Origin of the sequence: Escherichia sp. WS1450 (assembly GCF_046487395.1) — a bacterium.
Classification (GTDB): Bacteria; Pseudomonadota; Gammaproteobacteria; order Enterobacterales; family Enterobacteriaceae; genus Escherichia; species Escherichia coli.
In genome coordinates, this window is record NZ_JBJQJO010000090.1 from 1 (window position 1) to 2,530 (window position 2,530).

Genomic DNA, 2,530 nt, shown 5'->3' on the forward strand with positions numbered 1-2,530 from the left:
CCGAACATGGTCTGCTTTAACCCGTCACAACCACATCACACCTGTTTTCACTTTTATCTTCTGTCTTCAGAGGTATCCCATTATGAAAATCATCACCCGTGGTGAAGCCATGCGTATTCACCAACAGCATCCTGCATCCCGTCTTTTTCCGTTCTGTACCGGCAAATACCGCTGGCACGGCAGCACTGAAACGTATACCGGTCGTGAAGTGCAGGATATTCCCGGTGTGCTGGCTGTGTTTGCAGAACGTCGTAAGGACAGTTTTGGCCCGTATGTCCGGCTGATGAGCGTCACCCTGAACTGAGTCAGGGCATTCTGATGAGCAGAATTATCACCATCACAGTGTATACGCTGGATGAACTTTCCTGCCCGGCACGGGAAAAAGCCCGCGACGGGTACCGTCAGCATCATGCTGACAGCAACTGGTATGAAAACGTGTATGAGGACGTCAGGGAGGTCTGTGGCATTTTCGGAATTGACCTCTGCCAGCGTGTTATCCGTCTCAGCAACGGCAGGTTTATGGAAGAGCCGTGCATCTGGTTCAGCGGATTCTGCAGCCAGGGACGGAGCCTGTTTTGAAGGACGCTGGCACTGGCAGTCAGCAACAACCAGGAGAGTCCGGGAGTATGCCCCGCAGAACCGTGAGCTTCATCGTATCGCGGATGCCCTGCAGGCGGTGCAGAAACGTAACTTCTGGCAACTGCAGGCTGAAATCCACCACCGGGGACGTTACTGCCATCCGTTATCACTGTTACCCGGAACAGTCCGACTGGTCAGGCTATGACAGCCGATGCGGAAGCCGCTGTCAGCGAAGCCCTGCGCGACCTGGCCTTCTGGCTGTACCGTCAACTGGAAAACGAGTACGACCAGATGACCTCAGACGCCGCTGTGGATGAGGCCATTCTCATCAATGCATACATCTTCACCGAAACCGGTCAGCGCACCGGCTGACCTGTCATCGTTAAACCATTCTTAACCACTTTTCAGAGAGGATTTTATCGTGTCAGACACACTCTCCGGGATAACTCATCCCGACGACAATCACGACCGCCCCTGGTGGGGGCTTCCCTGCACAGTGAGGCCCTGTTTTGGCGCCCGTCTGGTGCAGGAGGGTAACCGCCTGCATTACCTTGCCGACCGCGCCGGCATCAGAGGCCGGTTCAGCGATGCGGATGCATACCATCTGGACCAGGCCTTTCCGCTGCTGATGAAACAACTGGAACTCATGCTCACCAGCGGTGAACTGAATCCCCGCCATCAGCATACCGTCACGCTGTATGCAAAAGGGCTGACCTGCGAAGCCGACACCCTCGGCAGTTGTGGTTACGTTTATCTGGCTGTTTATCCGACGCCCGAAACGAAAAAGTAAACCACCGGAATAACCTTCTGCTCCGGCCAGGTGTTTTCACCACGCCACTCTCCCCATAATTTAATCTCTCATATCAGGAAAATCTTCAGTATGAAATTATTACCCGACACACATGTACGGGAGGCATCGTGCTGCCCGTCTCCCGTCACCATCTGGCAGACACTGCTCATCCGTCTGCTGGACCAGCACTATGGCCTCACACTGAATGACACACCGTTCGCTGATGAACGTGTGATTGAGCAGCATATTGAGGCCGGCATTTCACTGTGCGATGCGGTGAACTTTCTCGTTGAAAAATACGCACTGGTACGTACCGACCAGCCGGGATTCAGCGCAGGAGCCCCGTCGCAGTTAATCAACAGCATCGATATTCTCCGGGCCCGCCGGGCAACAGGCCTGATGACACGTAATAACTACAGAATGGTAAATAACATTACCCTGGGTAGCATCCGGGGGCGAAACGATGAAACTTTCCCTGACGCTGGAAGCCGACAGCATTAACGTGCAGGCACTGAACATGGGGCGCATTGTCGTTGACATTGATGGTGTAAATCTCGCTGAACTGATTAACAAGGTCGCTGAATACGGTTATTCACTCCGCGTGGTGGATGAACGTGACGCTACCGAAACACCGGCGACTTCTGCCAGCTCTCATCAGTTGCCGGAAGACAATACAGTGATACAGAGCGTGATGCCATTAACCACTGAAACAGCGCTGGATATCCTCATTGCGTGGCTGCAGGACAATATCGACTGCGGGTCCGGAATTATTTTCGACAACGATGAGGATAAAACGGATTCGGCAGCACTGCTGCCCTGTATTGAACAGGCCAGGGAGGATATCCGTACCCTGCACCAACTGCAACTTCTGCACCAGAACCGGTGAATCTCACTCACCAGACTTCATTCTCCTGACGCCAGCCTGAACAGAGCTGGCGTTTTCGTTTATAAACAGAAAGGAAACCCCATAATGTCATATATCACAATCCCCCACCCGAACGCGGTCAACGGACATACAGCCGTTATCTGTTCCACAAGTATCAGACACATCCTGGCTGTACGAAAGAGTACACTGCTGCAAATCGACACGCTTATCCGGCAACTGACAGAAATCTCAGCACTGACGGAAAGTATTGGCGGTAAAGCCGCCCCGGACTGGGC

At 53.4% G+C, this 2,530-nt stretch carries 3 protein-coding genes and 4 pseudogenes; all 7 read left to right on the plus strand.

Features of this window, described 5'->3' with window-relative positions; genetic code table 11:
* Window positions 1-82: 82 nt before the first annotated feature.
* Window positions 83-304, plus strand: a complete 222-nt coding sequence (locus tag ACJHYR_RS27410; RefSeq protein ID WP_000692315.1) for a DUF987 domain-containing protein — start codon at window positions 83-85, stop codon at window positions 302-304.
* 14 nt (window positions 305-318) lie between these two features.
* Window positions 319-951 (plus strand): annotated as a pseudogene (locus ACJHYR_RS27415) (antitoxin of toxin-antitoxin stability system).
* Window positions 952-1,000: 49 nt separating this feature from the next.
* Entirely contained in the window at window positions 1,001-1,369 is a 369-nt protein-coding gene (locus ACJHYR_RS27420) for a type IV toxin-antitoxin system YeeU family antitoxin (RefSeq protein ID WP_039023579.1), read from the plus strand.
* A 90-nt stretch (window positions 1,370-1,459) separates the two neighbouring features.
* Window positions 1,460-1,836, plus strand: a pseudogene (locus ACJHYR_RS27425) (TA system toxin CbtA family protein).
* Window positions 1,833-1,995, plus strand: a pseudogene (locus ACJHYR_RS27430) (DUF5983 family protein); the annotation flags it as partial. The pseudogenes ACJHYR_RS27425 and ACJHYR_RS27430, both read left to right, overlap by 4 nt.
* Before the next feature lie 62 nt (window positions 1,996-2,057).
* A complete protein-coding gene (locus tag ACJHYR_RS27435) occupies window positions 2,058-2,255 on the plus strand; it encodes a DUF957 domain-containing protein (protein WP_085975623.1) in 198 nt (65 codons plus the stop codon).
* Window positions 2,256-2,339: 84 nt separating this feature from the next.
* Window positions 2,340-2,530: pseudogene (locus tag ACJHYR_RS27440) on the plus strand (restriction endonuclease subunit M); the annotation flags it as partial.